This window comes from Paenibacillus sp. GXUN7292 (genome assembly GCF_050864975.1).
GTDB lineage: Bacteria > Bacillota > Bacilli > Paenibacillales > Paenibacillaceae > Pristimantibacillus.
Window position 1 is genome coordinate 63644 of the sequence record NZ_JBOZWO010000017.1, and the last position, 22534, is coordinate 86177.

Here is a 22534-nt window from a genome sequence, read left to right on the forward strand (position 1 = left end):
ATTCTAGGAAAATTATTGTATGTCCGATGTGGGACAAGTATAATAGAATCATAGAGAATGTCCGATGTGGGACATAATCAGAAAGAAAGGGGCTAACTAACATTGAGCCAGGAACAGCATGATTACCCTGTACTAGAGTATGTGATAACCGTTTCGGAGTTTGTAAAAATGGTGGAGCAGTCCACCTCACATACGATCTCCACTCGTCACGCCCGTAGACTATGTGAGCAAAATATCCTGTTACACCGCCAAACGGACAAAGACATTATACTCATTGATAAACGATCTGCAGAGGCATATATCACCGCCAAGGTAAGAGGAGGACAAGCACTATGATACGTAAAGGCTGGATGCTCGTTATTTCCATCGCTATGCTATTAAGCGCATGCGGTAATCTCGAAGTCGCGCAACCCAACGCTTCACCATCTCAGGCTCCCCAAACGTCATCGCAAGCGCCCGTAAGCGTGCTGGAAATTGTAGAGGAAGCGATTGGCAACAAACAACCGCCCAAAACCTCTGCCCCCACCTCAGACAAGCAACCAGAGCCATCCCCTACTCCCGCTCCATCGAAAGAAAATAGCGATGCAGCAAGCGTGGATCGCAATACCGGCACACTAGAAGTACACTTCATCGATGTTGGACAAGGGGATTCGCAGCTGGTGATTTACTACCCGTCAGACCTGGCAAAGAAGAAAACCATGCTTATTGACGCAGGCGACAACGACGACGAAAAATCAGTGGTGAATTATCTCAAGAAACAAAAAATCGATACCGTAGACATTCTCATTGGCACACATCCGCATAGCGATCACATCGGGGGCCTGGATGCAGTCATTAATGCTTTTGATATCGGGAAAGTCTATATGCCGGCTGTCGCACATAACACCAAAACCTTCGAGGACGTGCTCGATGCCGTTGCCAATAAAGGTATGAAGATAACGACCGCAAAATCAGGTGTTGAACTGGATCTGCACGAACATTTAACCGCAACAATGCTTGCACCCGTCAATGATTATGAGGATTTGAACAATATGAGCGCTGTCGTACACTTGGCTTTTGGCGACACCTCCTTCCTCTTTACTGGTGATGCGGAAGAAGAAAGTGAAAGAGATATGCTGAACAATAAACTGCTTAAACATGCCGATGTTTTGGCAGCTGGACACCATGGGTCCAATACATCGAGTTCACAAAAGTTCCTCGACGTGGTAAAGCCGGAATACGTGGTTATTCAATCTGGTAAAGATAACTCCTACGGCCACCCTCACCGCGAGCCGCTACAGCGATTCGAAAAGCGTGGAGCAACCGTATACCGTAATGATCTGTCAGGTCACATCATTGCGAAGTCCGACGGCAGCACAATCGAATTCCGGACCACTACTGCTACAAATTCGAAGAATACACCAGAAGCCGCCCAGAATACTGAGCCAGCACAACAAGATAAGGGCATTACTTCCCTGGCGGTTAATGCAAGTATAGATAAGCCTGAGCCATCCCAAAACGAGACGGTCACTGTCACTGTCACCCTTATAGATCAGAACAACAACCCTGTACCGGACGCACAAATTAAGCTGGTTGCTAAATACAAATCGAAAGATACCGAGTATACGGCAACAACTGATGCAAAGGGTCTCGCCTCCATCCCCTTCCGGATAGGCAGAGCAGCTATCGGGTATGAGGTGAAGGTCAATATTACAGCCACCAAAGACAACATCACTGGAAAAACAAGCACTTCATTTACACCAAAATGATCTGCAGACCATATTAATCAACCAGAGGAGGACGTTATGAAAGGAATTGTCGATCGCATTGAAGAGAATGTAGTGGTTATTGAAGTCGGCGGCAGCACGCAGGACGTCGATCGGTCCCTCGTCTCTCAAGATGTTAGAGAGGGATCTGTTGTCCAATTTGACGGGAAACAATGGATATTGCTTGAAGAAGAAACGCATGAACGCAGCAAGCGGATACAAGAGAAAATGAGGAACCTCTTTGAATGATGAAAATTGACTCACGATCTAAGATTCAGCTGTACAGGAAAGGAAGGTGAACTGAATTGGAAACGTATGAAATTATATTTGTGACTAGTCTATCATTCCTGGTATTAAGCATAGTCGGAAAAGTTTATTGTTCATTCTCAATCAAAAGCATCGAAAATTATACAGCGAGTGAAATCTCCGTAAGTAGAACAACCACGATAAAAAGAAGCAAACACAATATGTTGTCTGGGTTGCAGCTGATCTCTGACATTGGAATCATCTTTTTCAAGGCGCTAACGCTGTTAATGTTCTTGATGTATGTCCTAATTACAAGTATTAACTCGAACGGTTCATAAGGAGGCACATGCAATGAACTTGCAGTATAAAGGGCAAAACGCTCGCGGTCGCATTGTCTGGATTGATGCGGATTATTACGATCAGTCCAGGCCGCATGAAGGATTTGAAATGGAAGAATGGCAGACCCCGAGTTATCGAGAGTTAGTTGAGACTGCCGAAAGATGTATAGGGAGGAAACTCACGAAGGAAGAAGCCCGTACAATGAACTGGTTATCTAGTGGCGATAAGTCCACATGTAGCAACATAACAAGATTCATCAAAGAAGCATTTGAAAAAGGACAAGTCGAAAAACAATCTTCCATTGACTCTGATGTTGATTCTGATGATGATTTTAATGAAACTGAACATCTATCAAGAAAGTTTGAGCGATTTAAGAAAATGGCGGAGGGACTTAAAGCCTCAAAAGATGTATGAAGTCATTTTAACAGATAAGTCGTTTTGTCCTATCTGTAACAATCCTCTTCACTTACTGCAAGGTAGGAATCATGATAAATAATAGGGGGCAATCAAATGACGCAGGAGGCTTTCCATCTTAGCTTTAACACGCATACGGTATATGTAACACTTGATGATGGAATCTATAAGATTAATAGAGATGATTTGTCGAGAGAGTCGGTTCAGCATCTTCCTGAACCTAGTAAAGAGAAACCAATTATTGTACTGCACAAATCGCAATTTGATATGGCGAAGAGCTATTTAATGTCAATCGACAACCCGTTAAGAATGGATCTTGAATCGGCTGAATTATACCGTATCATTGGCTTTCTAAATAACGAGGAATATGAAAGCTATAAAGTGGCAGTTGAGTCTCATCCATTCAATGGACGCACACAGCTTGTGTAATAAAACGGCTTGGAACAGCCCCAGAATCGTCCTAAAACATTTCAAGGTGTTTTGGTACTCATGAGACCGTTAGAAGCGCAAATTGGGGCATTTACGGCGTCTCGATGCACTATAAAAGATATACAGATTGGTCATGGTGTATATTAGCTGTGAAAAACGCCCCCTCCCGCTTCCGTCCCGCTCCCCCTCTCCTAGTCCCGCTCCAGCAGCTTAAGAAGGATACCGCTCCCTCATGGGAACAGGCTACACCCTCCCCTCGCGCGGATAGAGGGATACGATTCACCATCCAGGAAACGCGCTAGGGTGCCCAGCAGACGTTTCCCCTGAAGGAAGCGGGGAAGGATTCGAAACCCTACAAGGAAACGCCAGAGAGCCACCTAAACCATCAGCCGGCGCATTGCGTAAGCCGGAGCGGGATAGTGTGGCCCTCTTCTAATCTGCTATCCTGCAGCGGATAACTTTTTGTGTCGCTATTAGTGTTTAAGTATCCTCTTGGTATCCTTATAACGCTCTCGAAGATCTTCTACATCCAAACCAAGACCTAATGATCTAGCCACAGATATAATTAAACCCCAGCCCAACGAATGTGGTGCGCCATTGATGTAAGTTACGAATGGAGTGGCACGAATACGTTCGGCGGTGATGTCCAACCCTTCGGAAGAAAACCTGTAATTAAATATCGTCGGAAGCCCGCTGTCCAAGTCAAATCCAGCGAAAACAGGAGCGAATTGCCCTCCATCTAATGGTCGCCGGATAGCAATATCAAATGGTTTACCATCAATTTCAATCCAAGAATGATCAAAACATTGACCGTTCGGACGTCGAACCTCGCCAATACAAAGTTCCGACGTAATACCTTGTTCGTTCATCAACACGTACATAACGGACGATAATAGATGGCAAGCACCTTTTGTATCGTTGTTGGTAAAATCATCGTTAAGGAGAAAGAAAGTTTTACGAATAACCTCTTCTTTCGGGTGAGCAAAATTTATTTCTTCTGCGACTTCGATCCACTCTCTCCCCCTTGCGTTCAAGTGACACTTCTTGTACTTTAATCCACTCCCACAGGGGCAGGGGTCATTTCTTCCTGGTATAGACATTATCCTGTCTCCTCTCTATTCTTTTTTTGTAAAATCTGCACACAGCACTTCTCCCTTGCTCTAGAACGGATTACAGCTTTTGATAATACACCACTGTATAGAGACCATCGGGGATGATGACCTCTTTGAACAGTTTCTTAAGCTCTGGATCGCTTTGATACATCTTGCTGAAGTAGGCATACGTAGACTTCTCCGCAAACCAACTTATACGACGGAGCAGCTGGAGTTGAAATTGGTTCAACATCGTCAGAAGCCCTTGGTTCTTATGGATATAACCATCAACAATGACGATTCCCCCAGGCTTCAATAAATCGTAATAGGTGGACATGATCTCCTGCACATTCACTTTCTTCTTACTCGAATTGGCCTTGTGCCACAATATCCCCTTATTATCAAAGATGACATCCGCTTGAAATGGGTATGTCTTCTTCAGATCGGCTGCCTCGATCCCAGACGTGTATCGGTATTCGACGCCATCCTCGGAGTAATCTTCAATGTGACTGGGGAGTTCAGTCATATCACTTGCATACATGTGAACTTGTCTCTCAAGCGCAGACGCAGTTCGCCGCGCCAGGATATCCTCGATAACACCACTATTAGCAGATGGACCAATGATGACAATAGGATCAGTCCGGTCATCCTTACACGCTTGAATAGCCTCTATTGCACGAGTGACAAAGCGCTCTGTCCACCCTATTTCCTTGCGAAACGCATTTGTAGCTCGACTCCAATTGCGTAGCCGGCCATACTTCTCGTATTGCAAACCAATCAGATCCGGACGCTTGTTGTGTGATACAGTAAATGCCACGTAATAAAAGCTGAACAGCACGGAATAAAAAGTTGCAATACCCATTAAGACATAGGCGACTGATTCAATCGATGAAATGGGTGATCCGGAAAATAAAATCCATAATCCAGTCGGGATGAACACCAGCACTGATACTAAAAATGCCACTATGGAGATGACAGTAATAAGGGCAACCAGCGCATAAAATCCCGCTGCCACTTTCCTAAATCGCGCATTGTCCAGTGAACCTTTAAGGTAGTATACAAGCACTGGAACACCTAATAGTGCACCTACGGATGCAAGCACCACCACTGCAGCAACTGACCCAAGAGCTACCAATAAATAAATCAAACTGTGCCCCCCATTCATCTTCGTGTATTTGGCCGTATATCCGCTACAACTCCTTCTACCCTTCCCGCTCCCGCTCCGACAGGAAGAGGTTACGCGTATCCATAAAGGGATTGGGTACCCGCTTCCACCGGCGATCGAGGGTACGTTTCCCGTTCAGGAACCCGCTCCCCCAGATGGTAGACGTCTCCCTACAGGCAACCCAAAAGGGAGCGCTCCCCTATGGGAAACTTATGGCGGAGCGGGATCGGAACCCCATGCCCCAGAAACGGGATACGCCACCCATAGGAATAGCGATACCGAAGCGGGACAGCGCCACCAAATAAGTAACCCAGACGGAAACGCTCCCTCTCTGTGCTAAATCGGAGCGGGAATGCATTCAATTAGCGCATCTGCAGCTCCTTTTAACTGGAGCGGGACGTATGGCATGCAATTTCAAATCCTGAATCTGATGTGAGTACATGACCAGCTCCTAACCCACATCCTCTTCCTTAGTAAGAGACGATGGATACGCATACGCATTCAGATTTAACTTCCCTCGAACAACATTGCCGATCTCATCGATGCAAACATATTCCCTGGTCCAAACATGCTTATACGCGTACTGATTACTAGACCTATGCATGAACATATAGTTATCAATTACGTCGTCTCGATTGAACGTTGGATTTTTGATGAACTCAAGCGTGAGTGAAATCAAGAGAGGATCAAAAAACCTCTCATTAAGCTGTCTTAATTGATCATCCAACAGCATCCCTCCTGCCTTCGTGCCAAAAGTTATACTGTACCTTCATCAAGCTCTGCATCGTACTCATCATTGTCCCTGAATAAATCTTTGATTCGCTCGACAAATCCGTTGCGTTTGCGGGATCGGAGTTTCCGGAAGACCTCACTCCCTAGCAGCTCACCCAAGATGTTATCCATCTCCTCTCGCAAGCCAACCAGATCCTCTTCTTTCAAATAGCCGCTCCCCCATACGGTTTCACCATCTGCAAACGTTTCGGCTATTCCTGGCAGCAGCGGAACGTGGAACACTCGCTTATTTTCAAAGTATTGTTCCACGTGAAGCCTGTTGGCTCGTTGAGAGCGAAGCGTACTCTTGTTCATCACGATAATCGTCTTGTCGGCGTATTTTGCGAGCCACTTTTCGTAATTGTTGCGACTTCGCGAAAGGCGTAATGGGTCGTAATTGGACACCAGTAAGATGGCATCAGCGCTTTTGAGCATGATCTGCTCTACAGATTGGTCGAAGTGATGGCTCACGTCGCAAAAGAGTAGCGATACATGCTTACTGTAGGCTAAAAGCTCCGCCGTCTCTGACTCTGACCAGTCACTTAGGTCGTCGTTTGGATGACGGACGATATACTGCACGCCTTCAATGCGAAGCACTTCTGACCATGCTGGCACCGCATCGTCTTTCATCAGCGTTCTGTGCCAGCTCTCCCACTTGCCCTTGTATTTTTTCTCGATGTCGTCCGTAACATTGAGCAAATCAAGCCACACGGGGGCTGGACTGGCGGCTTCACACACTCCAACATCCACATCCAGCGTAGCAGCTACCTCCGCTAGCATGCGCGTGAACGTGGTTGAACCCGCCCCCTCGTATAACGAAACGACTGCAATCGTTCGCGGCGGGATCTTAACCTGCTCATAGACCACTTCCCGAACGGTTTTAGTTACAATTTCCTTTTCCACACGATGGCTACTTGCCTGTGGCACAAGTGGTTGTTTTAAGATTTCCTCTGGTTCGATCTTTAAGCGAGTCTTGCGTTTGCGTAAGTCCTCCGTTACTGCATCTTCCTTCGAGCGGAACCTCTCCACATTCTCCAGTTTCGGTGACTGGCGCAGCTGGCTGGCCCACCCTTGGGGGAATGAATTCCCTAGAAAAATATCAGTGACGCCGCTATAAGCAAGCTTGCTTAAGAAAATGTCATTAGGATCTCGGTCACATACGAAAACAAAGCGAAAGTACAGATCGATGCGCTGTAATTCTTCGAGTATCGACAGCCACTCATCTTCATCGTTGGCATCACCAAGCAACATATCACTAGCAATAACCATTGTCGCCTGGTGATCCATTACGCGTGGGACGATATTTCTGCGCATATGAGCGATAGAAACAACAGCGCCGATTGCTTCATCCGCCAGCTGCTTCTTAATCGCGTTATTCCATTCATCGTGACCGAGAGCCAGTATAATTCGATGTTCCATACTATCGCCTCGTATTCCGACTACTTTGATCAAGTATAGTGAATATTAATGTTTGACCAGAATCGTTTTGTGTTATATTAAAAAGCGGTGGCGAGAATAGGATCTCGCCACTTGTGGTGCAGAAGGGGTTAGAACAAGTCCATCTGCAGAGGTTTCAACCTGACTTCTCCACGTCTGCCGATCTTCTGGGCAAAGAAGAAGGCAGCGTTGGGGAAGTCCTCCATAGATTCGTCACAGACGAATGCTTGCAGGAGTGAATCCGGAAGATGGTCGATTGAGCCAACAATCTCCTCGATGGCATGGAAGCTCCCAACACTCCAAACCACCATTGCCGATCCACCCTGTTCTCTTATCAATTCACCAGACTCTCGTATCATATCTTCGTACATTGCGATTTTCGTTTGCATATAGTGAACAGGCTTGCCGGCTTGCGTTAAACGCTCCACATAAAGCGTCAACGGTCCATGAACCGTCCTCACTACAAAAGTGGCAAATGGACGAGGCTTCTCACCTTTCGGCCACTGCGGACAATAACTAGCCTTCTCGATCAAATCGCGGTCTTCAAACCATGCACGCATTTGATTGACTGCACAAACTGCGATGACCAATTTGTTGTTGTTAATAAGCAACCACGGGTCTTGCAAGTCTGCTCCATGCCCCTGAAACTGGAAATATTGAACCGCGGTTAAACCAAGCCACCACAAAGTCTCTTTTGCGCCGGTTTCAGGATCTTCTATGACGAGCGACTCGAACCATCCAATCTTTCGCAAACTGCGAAGACGACTTGCAATCTCATTTTGCTTGCTAAAGCGATCACGGGCTAAATGCCGCACTTGCCGTTCGGACATACAACGGAAATGCATAATAAGACTGGACAAGAATAGTGCACCTTCATCAATAAAACCAATATTGATTAAGCGAAGCGTATCCTCGAACCGATTAGTATTTCGTCCTTCGTAATGAAACATGTTTGAAATCAAGGTAGGGTGATCAAAAAGAGGGATTTGCCCACTTTTTGTCCGCCACACGCCTGGAGGGATTTCAATCATGGGTACCACCTCCAGTGCTGCGTTAAAACGATCCATAACGCCCAGATCCCATCGTTTGGTAGCTTGGATCGATTCGGAAGATTCTTGCCTTGCCTCGCTTATCCTCCTTGTTCAGACGCAAAATTTCAGCATGGACGAGCATCCCTTGCGGCAGACCAAAGCGGTATTCCTCTGCAAGTTGCCGTTGCATATTTGCAAAAATCACAATATTGGAGCTGACGATCTGAATTAAGTAGTTGTTACGTCCCTCGAGCTTCCCTACGACTTTAGCAACGACGTTTTCCCCGACCGTATGCACCTCATCGATTCGGCTCCACTTCTCGTCGAGCGATGCGACAAGCACTTGGCGGCGAGAGCAGTACACTTTAATAGCGAACTCCCAATCCTCATCATCTTCGACAGGCGTGATATCCGTAATCATCACATCGATTTCAGCTCCGATACGAATGACCTCGCTCAGATTACGAATAGGCTGCAGCCCCCACTCCCCAGGGCGAATCATAGCCGGCATACCATCAATGTCAACATACACGACACTTGAATTTGCAGGAGTACCAGTGACGATCGCGCGAGCAATGTCGCCAACCTTGACTTTATTCTGGAACTGGCGGAGCTTGATCGGCAGCGCACGTATACGTGATACTTGTACAATTTCGCTGTTATCGTTAATATCTGTGACCAAAAACGGTACTGGCGTATTCAAGAATCCGCCCAACGATGAAATATTACGAGTGGTAAACTCTTCTTTTCGGCAATACACCGAGACGCCTCTGAAGTTGATTTCGACAACTTCGTACTTCATGTCCTTAGTACGCACCGGTTTAATATTTGTGACATATCCAACCTGCACGTATCCTCGAATGTGAGACTCTTTAAGTAAATCGCGCACAGCATCACTCATGTGATGACCTCCTTATGGTTTTGATAATCACAGCTTGTTTTTCCTTGTGGGGCCCTTCGTTTTGGAATCACCCGCAAAGAACTTTTGAAATAAGGGGTTGTTTTCGTCAATCGAATCAGCTGGCTTTAACATATCGATCTTTCGAGTTTTTCTTCGCTGTGTTATTTCAGAAGCTTTACCCTCGGCTGTATTTTGCGGAGATCCGCTTGCGGACGACTGGCCTTTTGGCGAAGAAGGGGCAACTTTCTCCCGCTCCGTCTGTACCACTACAGGCTCCTGTGGCGCTGGCTGCACCACTACAGGCTCAGGTGTAACTTCTGGAACGGATTCACTCTCTCCCGCTCCGACACGCGATTCAACCACCTCGCTTTGCAATGCTACCTCTTGAGCAGTTTCGGATTTGCTATGTCCCGCTTCCGCTTCAGCAGTAGGTTGCACCGTCTCACTTGATGGACGGACATTGAATAATAGACTGGCGGCACTAATACCTGGAGCCGGCTGTTCCACTTGGGGAACGACTTCCTCTTGCGGCCGCGCCTCCTCGGGAACCACAGGTAACGCAGGTGGCGATTCCACCTCGGTTACACTAGCAGCTGTTTCCGATTGCTGGCTACCGGTAGGCAAGAACCGCTCCGGTTGCTCAACCTTAGGCACTTCCCTAAACTGGGGACCGCCGATATATTCGACTTCCTTGCGAACAACTGGCGATTCATGCTTGGTTTCCGCTGGAGACTCCTCGTTGTGTAGCAACTGCAGATGTTTTTCGTCTTCCTCGATCTGCGTTATACCATCTTTAATCGCCTGTGCCTCATCGATCCAGTCCATGTCAAACTGTTGCGGCGACGAGTTAGCAAAGGAACTCCAGTAATCCATGAACACCTCCAATGCTTGTGGTTTGAGCGCCTTTCTCCACTTATCCGCCTTGCCAGTATCAACAAAGTTCCCCTCCGCCTTGATAGCACGTTGCGTCGATTTCTCGACTACCATCTTGATGTAGGAGAATCGGAACTCGTTGAACATGATATTGTCCGCTGTGACATTCTCCACTTCTTTGCGCTGCATTTGTTCGGAGTAGCTACGGCCAGGCGCATTCATGGTTTCCGGAGTAATGTTCTCACGCATAACCAGCTCTTCCACGACCGTCATGCCAAACTCCTTACTGAGCAGCTCCCCATCAGCAGAGCCGACACCACCATACACAACCCAGTTACGAATCGTGCCAAGCATACTCTGGGCAAAAGCTTTGCCATACTTGACCTCGAACTGCGCTAATGTCTGACAAGCGACGAATACTGCGAACTTGTACTTCCGTCCCTGGCTCGTAAGCTTCAGGAATGGCGGGTTCATGTAATCGTAGAACTCATCAATCCAAGCGGAGACGAGCGATCTCGTTTTCTCTGAACCCTTACGGCGGAACACTGCATTTTGCACGGAGATGAGGACGAGCTTACCAAATGCGTCACTCATCGTTTGCCCTAGTTCACCGTTTGCGGTATTGCAAAGTAAGATACCACCATGACTCATCAATTTGTCCAAGTTAACGGCATTGGGCTTCGTTAGCACCCGTGCCAGATACGGATTCATGATAATGTCAGATAGCAAGTTACGCGTTTGCCGCGTAAACTCAAACTGCTTGTCCTGCACGACCTGCTTTCCTTTATGCGGTCCGTCGGGATACTTCTGAATCACACCCGTTTGACGATCCTTCATAATCATCAAGCCGTCATTCCAAAACCAGCGCACCGTTCTAGCTGCTAAATTCCAATAGATGCGTTTGTCTTGCGGCAGCTGCGCAATCTGCTCTGGCGAAGGAAGCAAAGCTTCCAACTCTTCCACCATATCCGCTACATAACGCGGGTCTTGATACATGGCATCGAGATCCAGTATGTCGCAATTGTTTTTCTTGAGAATTTTCAGCAAGTAGATGTACTGCTTCAGTACGACACGACAGCTTTGCCTAAAGAATTCGTCTGTAGTCTCGCTGATACCATCAAGGACGAGCGAGATCATTTCGGCAACTTGCTCCGTCGGACCGATAAAAGCGTTGAATCCAGGCGTATCCGGATTTGACGGATCAAGATACACAATCAACTCTTCGGGAAAGCCATGTTCCTTAGCAAGTTCATACGCTTGGTCGCATAGATCCTTCGCCGGCTCGATACAAATGATGCCTGTAAGATGTTTTGCCCAAGCTCGCTGGAACTTCTCTGTCCCGATGCCATACTTTTCTGACAATTTCGGAAAGGCGTTGATTGCCCTTTGTAAATGCCCTAAATCTTGTCGCATGCCCACTATGATCTTCATGCTCGTTTTACCCGATCCAGGCGGGCCAATCATTCCCGTACCGAGCTGTCGGCTATCGCCGGTCATAATAACTGGCGTCCGAGTATCAAAATCGGTTGCTAGCGTAATGTCAGGCGATTCGCCTGCGGTTACGTCGCCAAACCGTCCCAAGAAGCGATGCTTGAACTGGTATGTGCGAAACCACTCTTGCACCAGCTCATCAGATTTGTACTCACGATAGAGCTTCATCCAGACGGACACGCATAAAAGCGTAGGCACGATCATGATAAAACTGCCAACCAGTCTTAGATTGCCAACACGCAGCGCACTTCGATAATCCTCTCGCGTAACGAGTCCATCTAACTTCAAGACTGCATCATAGCCAATCGGTTTTAAGTAGCCAGCAGCGTACACGCAAATCATGAGCGATGCGGTACCCCAGACAAACACGAAAACCAATATCCTTCGCAAGACAGTCTTGTTGGTTGCCTTTATCCGTGTGGAGAGCAACCATGCAAACAAAGAAAATAAAAACGTGCCAACCATCAACATCGTTGGTACAGAGAGCGGTGGCTGATAAAAAACCATTAGGTCATTAAAGATATGGTAGTAAGACCGCATTTCTTCATGTGATAAATGACCGACGCCCAGAAATAATGCACCAACCATCCCCATTGCCGATATCAGCAACAAGTAGAGAACCAAAAAAGTGATATTGATGATGAACAAGGGTAAGACTTTTTTCAAGGCCCCACCTCCCAACGCTCACCACTGCGATCCATCGTTCTTTGCCAAAAACGATAGTCACCATTTACCCATTCCTCATACACGACATAACGGAGGCGATCGTGATGTATCAAATGACCATCCGATTGCATGGTTGTAACCGAAGGGTACACCAATACAACGGTAACATCCTCTGCTCCGTGTTGTATGAGATTAACAGCCTTAACCTGTGGGTTAAGCCATCCACAATAGGCGAAATAAAAGCCGTAGACTCGTCCCTCTGAACGATCAAAGACCGTTGTATTGGGCAAACCAAGTTCTAACTTGCGAGACTTCCATTCGGCAGCCCCCATGCGGATTGAATGAGTAAACCTTTGCGATATTAAGTTATCAATGAGTGGATAAAGCTTATCAGGTGTTTTGATTGTTGCGAATGCATGAATGGCATCGGTCAGTGTAGTTTGACGACCGACTAAAAAGAGGAGTTCGTCTGAGATGACTTCATGTTTGAGGTTAGCCCCGATTGTATTGCCGATATTCCTAATTCGAACCTTACTCTCTGAAAAACGGCGAACATCCTCTCCCAATCGGTTTTCCGCTACAAGCATAGCGACTACTCTTGGGATATGTTCTTTTTCTGCCAGAATGCGATCGAACTTTTCTTTCAGTCTCTTGGGAGACATCGTTCCCATATCGCACTCAATGCTTATTGCCGCTTTGTAGTGTTCCTGGAGGATCGCACGATCTGCATCAGTACGACTGAGAACCGGAACACTGAGAACATCTTCCCCAATGCGTCCCGCTTCCACCAAACTGGTGAAAAATGCGTTGGGGTAAAATAGAATCCAATCAGGACGATATAACGCTTCATTGTCGTGATTCAGGAACAGGTATCTTCTCCACTCACATGAAGGAAGATAGATCCCATCTGCCCATAACCGACCAATACACTCCGCCAGAAAGGACTGGAGCACAAAATGATGTTCGGTCTGAGTCCCGATCGCTAAATCACTGTGCGAAAACGTTTGTTTTGGCAAGTCGGGGTCTTCGTGGAGCATGTTAAGTGACATGCAGGCTAAGGCATAAATGCGCACGCCTTGAGGTGACAGATTATAGTGATATGTACGCGTCTCTGCAATGGTCTGTGCCAACGAGAAGATCCGCTTGCGCTCGAGCAATCCTAAAGATGACAGTTTACGCACACTACTTCTTATTCGGTCAACATGTTCGTTAGGTGCATACATCTGATGTATCTGGGTGACTGTCAAGCGCCGATGTACGTATAGAGAGTGTAGAACCAAGGTGTGCAATAGATTACGAGAGACAAGTTTACAAACCCGCTCCTCCCCGTAACGTAAGCGTCGCCTTCGTTTCCGTTTTCCTTTCGATGGTTCATCACCGCTAGAACCATCATCTTCGTCTAATACTTCCTCCTCATCCCCTTCGTCGTAACCCACATGATACCCATTGCCGGATTCGCTTCCCAACGGGAAGTCGTCTCCCACATAGGTCTCTGTTTCGGTGTCGTCGGCAAAGGTACCGATATCGGAATACGTTTCCCTAATGGGATACGTACCCTCGGAGTCCCCCCCCTGCTGTGGCAGCGCTTTCCGATTCGGATTCGCGTTCCCACTTGGCGTAACCTTAGGGGTACCCTGAGGCGGATTGGCGGTTCCCTTTTGGGACCGGCCCCCTTCCAAATCCTTTAGCTCTCCAGAGCCATCCGTAGGATACGAACGAGGGACTCTAGCACCCCCATCGTTCGACAATTCACATTACCCCCTTCCAAATTCCGACATATACAATTCTTAATTTAGCAAAATTTCGAACGGAACGGAATACCTATTTGGAAATTCGTTTAGAAACCAGGATGGAAATAGTGACCTTTTGGGGAACGGGGTACCCATATAAAGTCTTGGCGGCAGGAGCGGGAAAACTTGTAGATAAAAATTTCTGTAGAAATGGTTACGGATTTTATTCCAGTAGGAGCGGGAAACTCCTTATATATCAAGGGATTTAGCAACATCATCAATTGGATTAAAAAAAGCCATACGAGAAGCAATATAGAAGAACAATAAATCAAGCAATTAATATGGTCGCTATAAATGGCTTAAGTAAAATTAATAGATATTGTTGCAATAATTGCTTATCAAAATGATTCTTTTATGCGGACTTTTTCACTACCCCCCTCCCCTACCCTACATAGGCTGGATGTCGCAAGCAGGATACGTAGGTATGCTTATAAGCCCCCATCCCCCAGGAAGATGAAGTGTCAGTGATAGCGATTAATCATAGGTCTATAAAATTATTGCGATGATTCATATCTGGACCGGTGGACTCATCCCACGCAACAGATAGTTGTATCCCCCTACCATATCCTCAGATACAGTTTCTCTTGGATCGGTATACGCCTACAAACCATTATCCCTCATGACCAACAACGGTTATAGAAGCACTCATGGTAGACGTAGCCCCCTACCAACAGCTAGATAGTGCAATTGATTGGAGAGGAAGATCATTACAAGTTATCCGGACAATAGTTTAGATTGGTGGCTTTAGAAGCTCAATCAGTAGATGAATCCATCTACCAAGTATGCAGCTGCAGGAACATCGGTAGAGGTAGATACTTACTAAACCGTAAACATCGAATGTGTATGTATTGTGGTCTCCAGGGAAGATGTGATGTATAGAGCATGAAATCAATGAAGCACGAGAGACTTCGAACGCAGAGATTCCGATCGATAACATAATCATATAGACACCATAGTAGAAACCAATATAGACTCCAAATAATGATTGAATAATGCCTAGTTTCTGCGGTATAGTTATACTTAGGTTAAGAGTAGACACTACATATAGACACTATAGGAGAAACTATAAGAAAGGAGGTTATATTTATTTGGACGAAAAGATGCATCAACGATTCAAAGGCGTTCGGTTTAGCGAGGATCAAACTTCAATGTTTGCAGATATCGTAGAAACAGATACAGCTCTCAAGCGGATCTTCATGACGATTGTAAAATTAAGTGTAGACAACAAGGATGACGCAACAGGCGGGGCAGTAACGATCAAACAGTTATTAGAGCACGTGAAGTTGACACGCAAGGTGCAGACGAATGACGAAGGACAAAAGAAATACAAACTCATGGATGCGCCGATCGATCGCAAGCAAGCCGAACGGAAAATGGATGTTCTGTTCAAAATGTCGCTGTGTTATTACGTGAGTGTCGCACCTGCCAAGTTGATATACCCGACAGAACGAGGTACAGCCGTTTGCAGTGAGCTCCTAAAAAGAGTTAAGAGCAATAAGATTAATTGATAAAGGAGAGACAAAGATGGAGATCTCAAATAAACGTTCACCTTCCATCAGGTACACTGTGGTTGGGTTCGGACAAGCCGGCAGCCGCATAGCAGATAAGTTTGCTGAGTACCGCAATGCAGAGAACATGCCAATTTACCAGACCTACGCACTGAACTCAAACGATGGGGATTTGACGGAGCTGAAACATATCCCGATCGAGAACCGTGTGAGCCTTCGTTTGGGCGGGCTTGGGAAAAATCCGGAGAAGGCAACGAGAATTCTGAAGGAGAACCAGGAAGCTGGGCAACTACTTAAGCATTTCATAACAGAGCGCGTGCAAGTACAAGACGATGTTGTGCTGTTCTGTGCTGGTTTAGGCGGCGGAACAGGGACTGCGACAATTGTAAGGGCGATAGAAGAATTCCATCAGCATCACAACTTACCGATATTCAGAGCAGCTGTAGCTAAAGCAGTTGAGCAAATCGGTCGGGAAGAATTCGAAAGCAACAGAGCCAAATATCAAACACAGGTATTCAAAGCGATAGAGCCGAAATTTAAGAAGCTCGGAATCATCGTGACCCTCCCTACTCGGAGTGACGGACCAGATGTATTGCGGCAGGTGAATGATTTTGCACGCCAGATCTGGGAGCTGACAACGAAAAAAGTGAACGGCGTATACTTCACTCTCTTTGCGGACAACCAGATGTTCTATGATCGCTTTGAAGCTGCACAGGGCAGAACTACATTCACGAACTACCGTGATTTTGCCAATAGCGAAATCGTAACACACCTACATCGTATTAATATGGGTACCAACGTCGGTGGAACATCGGTCACATTCGATTCAAATGACTTCAGGAGAATTCTAACAGAAGAGCATGGTTGCTTTGTTTTGAATTACGCCGAAGCTCAACATACTGAGATTCAAAACAACAACGACTTGAAGGATCTCATCGTGAAATCTTTGGTATCCAACAAGTACCATGATGCAATTAGAATCAATTCCGAACAGGGTGGCGATAGTGAAATCGCCAAAGTTTATCACTTAGGGATACTGGCGATTCTTCCACCAGAGATGCAAAAACTCGGTAGCGCCTTTATCGACCAGGCCAAGACTGAAATTATTAAGAGTATTACGTTGGATGGAACCGTATTTTCCGGATATCTCGTGGCAAACAACAACTATAAAGTCACGGCCTACACGTTTTATAAGGTGTCTGATCTCCCAGCTCGTCTCGTTAAGGGGCTAGTGGAAGAATACAAAGAGTTCATGCAAAAACGCAATAATGTTCAGTTCAAGACAGCTGAAATCGAAAGAATTGAAGCTGAAGAAGAAGTTTACGATCTGGACTTTGATATTCTCGGGGATGACACCAAGAAGCCCAATAAAGAAAAAAACGTAGAAGATAACCTGAAAGCCATCATGGATATTGATTTCACTAATCTCGATATAAACAAGCTGTAATGAAAAATGCGGTTAAGTCCTCTCCCTCTCAGAGAGTAAACTTAACCGCATTTTTCTATTTGCCCCAAAACCACTTTCGTTTTTTATTAGCCGACATCTTCTCTATATCCTCTTTCAAGACAACCGCCCAATCATTCAACTGCTTATCGATGACTTTTGCTTGTTCCTCGGCTGCAGCTCCCCTTGCTTCGAGGTCTTTGGCCAACAACTCCGACAAGTGTTGACGCGTCACTTCTCCTTGATTTTCCGCCTTATCCGCAATATTAATCAATGTTTTCTGCAGTTCTTCTCTATGAACTTGATTCTGATCATCCAAGCTAGAGATTAACCTGGAATCCCTTGCATCTAGCGTTTCTAGGGCACGTCCAATTTCTTCGCGGATCATGTTCCTTTGGTCATCAAGATTCATCGTAAATAATGCCTGTATTTGAGATATGTAGGTCGAAAATTGCTTCTCAAGCTGATCCGTAAAGACTTGACCAATTGCAACCGTCTGCGATTTGACCTGTTCTGCTTGAACGGCCAACGCTGAAAAATCCCCCTCCCCCATCAAACCTTGCTCGAATGGGTTCATACTCCGGATTGTCTTTAGCATCGGCTTTATTTGCGAATTTGTAAGATTCTCTTCTTCTTTCCACTGTTGAATCCACCCGACCAATCTTACGTGATAGTCAGTGTAATACCTTTGATTCTGGGGATCTCTGTCCACCGGGAAGCCATCTCCAAATACTTCTTCCCAGTTGCGTAAAGTTTGTTGTGGCACCCCTACAAGCTCTGAAAACTCTTTAATTGGATAACGCCGTTGCACTTCAATGACATTACGTCGCCCTTCGTTCACGAGCATTCATCTCCTTTCTCTCAAAATCCGCATCAAATATTTAGTAGATCCCTCTCCCAAGCTAGTTTGTAGACCCCTACATATGCAAGTGTAAACAACTTCTAATGGAATTATACACAACTACAAAAAAATAATAAAGCCTTACTGTATAGTTGGTAGATATATACCGATACCATAAATTTAGCTACAAAAGATTTTGTAATGGGAGACAACTACAAAATAGACAGCTACGATAGCGCCTGTAGGGGTTGACAGCTACTACGAATTTGGTAGAGGGGGTTCCCAGGAGTCGGTTTTTCACGTTGATTATTAGGTAGGGGGCTACCATATAGTGAATATCGTTGGGAGGAGGCTACAAATCGTGTAGTAGGGAGATTCAATAGAGCTAGGTAGGGGGCTCTACCGAGCTACAGCCGAAGCGAATGGTGCGCCAGAGGGGACAATGTGCTCTTGGATCTCGCTGCAGCCACCATCTTCAAGCGTGACTCTAAGAGCGGTTTGAATGATTCAAGATAGGGCTAATAGATACAGGGGGGGGCGTAGGTGAGGTGGCAGAAAGTTATATAGAGACTAATATAGAGACTATATAAAGATAAAGAGACTATTATAGAGACTAAAACAGAGACTATAGTAGAGACTAAGTTTCATGAATCTCTGTTGGGGATGTAGTGCCCCCAATAGACTGCAAGTGAAATGTGGTTGACAAGCTGATTCGGACAAGATACATTAAAGATAAATTCATAACCTTATTGGGAGAAGCACTCCTTTGATGGGCCGAGAGGTCTATTCAGAGGCGTGCTTTTTTATTCTTTGAAGAAGAGGAGAGTGTGTTGAGAATGATGAAGTATCATGTGTTTTTAACCAGAGGCAGCGAGGGATTTCGATTGATGGATTGTATGCTGGAGGAAAAGGATGCCATGAATGGGGCAGCTGTGCGCTTCAGCGAAATAGAGATCTGGAGATTCAAGAAAGCACATCCGGAGCTGGCGGACATGTGCGGCGAATGTGTTGTGACTAACGTTATAGTCGATGAAGGAGTGGGGGGCATATTTCTCAAAGAGAAACATTAAAGTGTCCATAGTGTACATAGGTACACCTGTATATTTTATAGTGCTTTTATGGTACACTAAGTATATAAAACGGTGTACCAAAATTGGAGGGCGATACTGGTGTCAGTAGAGGATAAAATCACGAAAAAGACGTATTCGTTACCTGAGCACATTGTAGCTGAATTAGAAGAGCTTCAACAACAGCAAGGGATTACCTATTCAGATCTATTCAGAAAAGCCCTAAATGGCTTGAAGGATGAACTCAATGCTGAAAAAATAAAAGACATATCGGGCGATTTAGCGAATCACTTCCAGAGCGATATGCAGCGTCTGCAGTTATCATTGGAGACGATCCGCGGCATCTTCACCAGCATGGGAGGGTCGATCGTTGAGCGCCTTCATTTACAGGAACAGAAACATAAAGATGAGCTTGAGAAACATCAAGCCTGGTTGGAGAAAAAGCATTCAGCAGAACTTGATAGTCTGAGAAAAGAGCTTGAGCAAAGGGCAGAGATGGAGAAGGAGCAGTTAGCTCACACCATTGAGCAGCAGGAGCGCGATATAAGGGCATATGTAGAAAAAGTAGAGTTGCAGCAGAACCAGTTAACTAATCATGAAACGCTCATACTCGAGTATAGAAGCACGATCGCAAATCAATCTGCAGATTTGGATAAGTTACGGGGACAACGAGAAGAGAACGATTTGTTGAAGAACAAAATTCAAAGCTTGGAAGCTGATTTGCGCGAAACAAGGAAAGAGCTTGAAAATAAAGAGAAGATGCACGGACATGATCTGGAACTTGCTAGAGAGCGTGCGGAGCTGGCGATAAAAACCGCATCTGCAGAAAAAGTATCCGAGTACCAGGAAAAGATATCTGTAATTCAAGATAAATACGAGAAATCTACTGCTAAAGTTCAGGAACTATATGAACGCATAGAGAGCATGAAGGATGAAAGCGAACAACAAGTCCAGCAACTTCAGGAACAAATTGAGAAATTAAAGAAACAGTAACTTATAGACTAAGCTAGCCAGCCGGCCAAGATAGGGGAGAGGGAGAGGAATAAAAAGGAGTGGTAACAGCGGTGGTGGAAAGAATTCGCGGCGGTTGGGCCAACGTGCCAGATCACTTGAAGTGCTTGACAGAGCTAAAGAGGATGAACTTAAAACCAGTAGGCGAACCGAAAGCGGAAGTATGGAACAACTATACGTGGGTAAAGCTCTATGATATACAGGAAACCGTTTCGCGAAGACCGGCTACTGATAAGCAATTGCTGGCGCTTGAAAAGGCGCGTCAAGCAGCCGTTGAACTCCGGACGTGCACACGATGCGGAGGCGTTGTAAGCAGCAGGTCGCAATTAATAGAGGGAATATGTCAGCACTGCAAAAAGGCGCTATGGCTGGAATCAGTTGAAATCGCAGCTATAGCAACCATGGCAAGTTGGTGTGAACATAAATTAGATTATGTAATCCTCGATGTAGAGACTACCGGGATCGAGGATGATGATGAGATAGTAGAGATAGCCATAGTCGATCTGGATGAAACCGTGATATTTGAGACATTAATAAAACCGAATCGACTGATTCCGGAAGGAGCGACTGCGATCCACGGAATAAATGATGAGATGGTGACAGATGCACCACAATGGGTCGTAGTGTGGCCAGAGATTTTAAGCCATATCGCCGGCAAAACTCTTTTGACATACAACGCTGCGTTTGAAATGCGAATGATCGAAGCTACATGCCGTCAGTATGATATACAGGTTCCAACGATACCGGCTTTGTGCGTTATGGAGACATACGCAAGGGGATTTGGGACCGACCTACTCAACACACCATAACGACTTTAAGTGGATTGGATTGAGAGATGCGGCATTTGATCAAGGGGTTTCGGTTTCTGGATTGCAGAATCATCGATCAAAATCGGATTGCATAGTATGTGCCAGGCTAATTCGGCGTGTGGCCGCTAACTACCGGACACCGCAAGTAGAGAAGGGAGGAGAGGAAAGGGGAGGGGAGCATTTACGAGTCTTATAACCAATTGGATCAATGGAAAACAGAAGGGGTATTAATCCGGATAAAAATCATTAGACCACGAGGAGTATCAATAAGCATTGCTGCACGCATACTCGCAATTGATTACGCATCTTCAACACTAACCTTATATGATGTAGATCGCAAGGTGGTTGAGCTGGCAGCATTTAATGAGATCGATGATATTACCGCGATAAGGCTTCCAAGTTAAGAGGGAGGGGGAAGCCTTATTTTCGGTTAATGGGTGCGTACTCATCGAAGCAACCAGGTTATAAGTATTTATCAACTGTTGTATCTGATACGCTGAGGTAATGCTTTGATATTGTCTCCAGAGATTTGTGGCCAGTTTGTTTAGCGATCGTGGGCAAGTCAGCTCCGGAGTCATGCATCGCTGAAACCTGAGTTTTACGAAAATTGTAACCGGTAAGCCCAACCCATTGATCCAGCATAAACCTGTAACCAGATTCGCTGCATTGCACGCTCTTAAACCGCCCATTTTTATAGACCCTGCCAACAAAGTAGTCATCAGGCTTAAGTTTATATTCTCTAATGTAATCTCTAACCGCTTTGACGGTCTCCTGGGTCAACCTCTTGTTATGCCACTTTTTCTGTTTCTTCATATATATAGATACGTAATTTCCCTCTAGGTTGAAGTCCTTAATCTTGATCCGAACCATTTCATTTGGTCTGCAAGCTGTGATGAGGTTGATAATACAAATCGCTTTCCCTCTGGTCGGCAAGGAGCGAATCATCTTTAGCAACTCTTCTTTATTGACGGCCGACTTACCTCTAAAGTGATTCAGTTCTTTATAATGCTCATCGTCATACATTCGTCTCAACGTGGAAAGTTCTTTTTTAGCTTCAACCTCGGCTAAAAAGTTTACTTGATGCGCCACTGACAAATATTTCTTGATTGCAGCAAGCCTGCGCTCCCAAGTCGTCTTCTTTACTTCTTGGACAGTAAGAGAAACAAAAAGGTAGTCCAGCATCGAATTTACATCCTCAAGCTGATTTGTCTCTTTACAATATAATATGTAGTGATGGATGTCGTACTTGTACCTGTCAGAAATTTCATTGTCTTTTTCGGCCAAGATAGCTTTGCGAGTCTGATGACGTTTTTTAGTCTCGAAAGCAGCAGTTGAGATTACATTCGTATACGTTTCCATGAATTCCCACCTCCGTTAATTACTGTTGACAACTCTATAATGTCAACAGTAATTTTAAGCCACAAAAAATGGGGTGTCAATAGCATGAATCCCTTACAATTGACAA

The 22534-nt window shown here is 45.6% G+C and carries 20 protein-coding genes; 10 read left to right on the top strand and 10 right to left on the bottom strand.

The window, feature by feature from the left end; all coding sequences use genetic code 11:
- The first annotated feature begins 332 nt into the window (after positions 1-332).
- The 4 genes from ACRRU2_RS15215 to ACRRU2_RS15230 all read left to right on the top strand — a co-directional run bounded on the left by ACRRU2_RS15215 (position 333) and on the right by ACRRU2_RS15230 (position 3173).
- On the top strand, positions 333-1748 hold the full coding sequence (locus ACRRU2_RS15215) for an MBL fold metallo-hydrolase (RefSeq protein WP_432502913.1): 1416 nt from the start codon (positions 333-335) through the stop codon (positions 1746-1748).
- Between the two features lie 36 nt (positions 1749-1784).
- Positions 1785-1994: a DUF3006 domain-containing protein gene (locus tag ACRRU2_RS15220; protein ID WP_432502915.1), complete on the top strand. Its 210-nt coding sequence runs from the start codon at positions 1785-1787 to the stop codon at positions 1992-1994.
- Positions 1995-2342: 348 nt separating this feature from the next.
- Positions 2343-2744 carry a hypothetical protein gene (locus ACRRU2_RS15225; protein ID WP_432502918.1) on the top strand — a complete coding sequence of 134 codons (402 nt, stop codon included), beginning with the start codon at positions 2343-2345 and terminating at the stop codon, positions 2742-2744.
- Positions 2745-2840: 96 nt separating this feature from the next.
- Entirely contained in the window at positions 2841-3173 is a 333-nt protein-coding gene (locus ACRRU2_RS15230) for a hypothetical protein (RefSeq protein WP_432502920.1), read from the top strand.
- A 473-nt stretch (positions 3174-3646) separates the two neighbouring features.
- Here ACRRU2_RS15230 and ACRRU2_RS15235 read toward each other — a convergent pair whose 3' ends face one another.
- From ACRRU2_RS15235 to ACRRU2_RS15270, 8 genes are all read right to left on the bottom strand, one after another.
- Positions 3647-4273 (bottom strand): SEC-C metal-binding domain-containing protein, encoded by a 627-nt coding sequence (locus tag ACRRU2_RS15235; protein WP_432502922.1) that lies wholly within the window; start codon positions 4271-4273, stop codon positions 3647-3649.
- A gap of 70 nt (positions 4274-4343) precedes the next feature.
- Positions 4344-5411 (bottom strand): hypothetical protein, encoded by a 1068-nt coding sequence (locus tag ACRRU2_RS15240; RefSeq protein ID WP_432502924.1) that lies wholly within the window; start codon positions 5409-5411, stop codon positions 4344-4346.
- Positions 5412-5880: 469 nt separating this feature from the next.
- A complete protein-coding gene (locus ACRRU2_RS15245; RefSeq protein WP_432502926.1) occupies positions 5881-6156 on the bottom strand; it encodes a hypothetical protein in 276 nt (91 codons plus the stop codon).
- Between the two features lie 29 nt (positions 6157-6185).
- Positions 6186-7619, bottom strand: coding sequence for a hypothetical protein (locus ACRRU2_RS15250; RefSeq protein WP_432502929.1), 1434 nt, complete (start codon positions 7617-7619; stop codon positions 6186-6188).
- A gap of 128 nt (positions 7620-7747) precedes the next feature.
- Positions 7748-8704, bottom strand: coding sequence for a hypothetical protein (locus ACRRU2_RS15255; RefSeq protein WP_432502931.1), 957 nt, complete (start codon positions 8702-8704; stop codon positions 7748-7750).
- Positions 8691-9569 carry a hypothetical protein gene (locus ACRRU2_RS15260; RefSeq protein WP_432502934.1) on the bottom strand — a complete coding sequence of 293 codons (879 nt, stop codon included), beginning with the start codon at positions 9567-9569 and terminating at the stop codon, positions 8691-8693. The genes ACRRU2_RS15255 and ACRRU2_RS15260 overlap by 14 nt, the downstream gene beginning before the upstream one ends.
- A 27-nt stretch (positions 9570-9596) precedes the next feature.
- Positions 9597-12599, bottom strand: coding sequence for a TraM recognition domain-containing protein (locus ACRRU2_RS15265; protein ID WP_432502937.1), 3003 nt, complete (start codon positions 12597-12599; stop codon positions 9597-9599).
- Complete coding sequence (locus tag ACRRU2_RS15270) at positions 12596-14065, bottom strand: replication-relaxation family protein (protein WP_432502939.1); 1470 nt, start codon at positions 14063-14065, stop codon at positions 12596-12598. Before ACRRU2_RS15270 ends, ACRRU2_RS15265 begins: the two co-directional genes overlap by 4 nt.
- 1412 nt (positions 14066-15477) lie before the next feature.
- On the opposite strand from ACRRU2_RS15270, the gene ACRRU2_RS15275 reads away from it, so the two are divergent.
- Positions 15478-15897, top strand: coding sequence for a hypothetical protein (locus ACRRU2_RS15275; RefSeq protein WP_432502941.1), 420 nt, complete (start codon positions 15478-15480; stop codon positions 15895-15897).
- A 16-nt stretch (positions 15898-15913) separates the two neighbouring features.
- Positions 15914-17344, top strand: coding sequence for a cell division protein FtsZ (locus ACRRU2_RS15280; protein ID WP_432502943.1), 1431 nt, complete (start codon positions 15914-15916; stop codon positions 17342-17344).
- 55 nt (positions 17345-17399) lie between these two features.
- On the opposite strand, the gene ACRRU2_RS15285 is transcribed toward ACRRU2_RS15280, so the two are convergent.
- Positions 17400-18182 carry a MerR family transcriptional regulator gene (locus ACRRU2_RS15285; RefSeq protein ID WP_432502945.1) on the bottom strand — a complete coding sequence of 261 codons (783 nt, stop codon included), beginning with the start codon at positions 18180-18182 and terminating at the stop codon, positions 17400-17402.
- 836 nt (positions 18183-19018) lie between these two features.
- On the opposite strand from ACRRU2_RS15285, the gene ACRRU2_RS15290 reads away from it, so the two are divergent.
- The 4 genes from ACRRU2_RS15290 to ACRRU2_RS15305 all read left to right on the top strand — a co-directional run bounded on the left by ACRRU2_RS15290 (position 19019) and on the right by ACRRU2_RS15305 (position 21473).
- Complete coding sequence (locus ACRRU2_RS15290) at positions 19019-19252, top strand: hypothetical protein (RefSeq protein ID WP_432502947.1); 234 nt, start codon at positions 19019-19021, stop codon at positions 19250-19252.
- A gap of 99 nt (positions 19253-19351) precedes the next feature.
- The gene (locus ACRRU2_RS15295) at positions 19352-20242 is read left to right on the top strand and encodes a hypothetical protein (RefSeq protein WP_432502949.1); all 891 of its coding nucleotides are present in this window, start codon (positions 19352-19354) and stop codon (positions 20240-20242) included.
- Between the two features lie 59 nt (positions 20243-20301).
- Positions 20302-21069, top strand: coding sequence for a 3'-5' exonuclease (locus tag ACRRU2_RS15300; RefSeq protein WP_432502951.1), 768 nt, complete (start codon positions 20302-20304; stop codon positions 21067-21069).
- Positions 21070-21269: 200 nt separating this feature from the next.
- The gene (locus ACRRU2_RS15305) at positions 21270-21473 is read left to right on the top strand and encodes a hypothetical protein (RefSeq protein WP_432502953.1); all 204 of its coding nucleotides are present in this window, start codon (positions 21270-21272) and stop codon (positions 21471-21473) included.
- A gap of 58 nt (positions 21474-21531) precedes the next feature.
- Here ACRRU2_RS15305 and ACRRU2_RS15310 read toward each other — a convergent pair whose 3' ends face one another.
- Positions 21532-22428, bottom strand: a complete 897-nt coding sequence (locus tag ACRRU2_RS15310; RefSeq protein WP_432502955.1) for a tyrosine-type recombinase/integrase — start codon at positions 22426-22428, stop codon at positions 21532-21534.
- Positions 22429-22534: the final 106 nt, after the last annotated feature.